The sequence below is a fragment of the Brachyspira sp. SAP_772 genome (assembly GCF_009755885.1).
Taxonomy (GTDB): Bacteria; Spirochaetota; Brachyspiria; order Brachyspirales; family Brachyspiraceae; genus Brachyspira.
In genome coordinates this window covers 1-581 of sequence record NZ_VYIX01000303.1, presented here as the reverse complement: position 1 = coordinate 581, position 581 = coordinate 1, and the positions used below count along the sequence as shown (strand labels likewise).

Sequence of the window (581 nt, the reverse complement as noted above, 5' to 3'; positions counted from 1 at the left end):
ATTTGGGTTTTTGGAATAAATTATTTTTAATATCTCTAATAGCCTTTTTTCTGTTATCTCAATATTGTTTTTAAAAAGAAACTTTATAATTATTTTTTTTAATAAGAGTTTATTTYTGGAGACTTTATCTATATTAATACCTTCAATTATTATATCTAAACTTTATTTTCCAGCTACGCCTCAGCCTACTAATACTTGGATAACTTTAATGTTTGCAGGAATTGCAACAGGYATACCATTATACTTATATGCAAAAGCTGCTAAATCTTTAGARGTTTCTACTTTAGGTTTTTTGCAATTTTTTGTTCCTTTGCTTGCAACGTTGCTTGCTATATTTGTATATAAAGAAGAGTTGAATTTTAATAGAGCTATTACATTAGCAATTATTATATTAGCAGCTATTCTTTACGCTGTATCAATATTTAGAAAATCTAAAKCTAATAAAAAATTATAACTTTATAAATAATTTAAAAAATAAAAAGGGCTATACAAAAAGTAAAGCCCTTAATTAATAATTTGTTTATTATAAAAAATTATATTTCTACATCTTTAGAATARTCTATTCCCTCAACTTCAAATCC

1 protein-coding gene is annotated in these 581 nt (G+C 23.6%); it reads left to right on the top strand.

Annotated features, from left to right (window positions below):
- Positions 1-55 precede the first annotated feature (55 nt).
- Positions 56-454 (top strand): EamA family transporter, encoded by a 399-nt coding sequence (locus GQX97_RS14180; RefSeq protein ID WP_304488845.1) that lies wholly within the window; start codon positions 56-58, stop codon positions 452-454.
- The last annotated feature ends 127 nt before the right edge of the window (positions 455-581 follow it).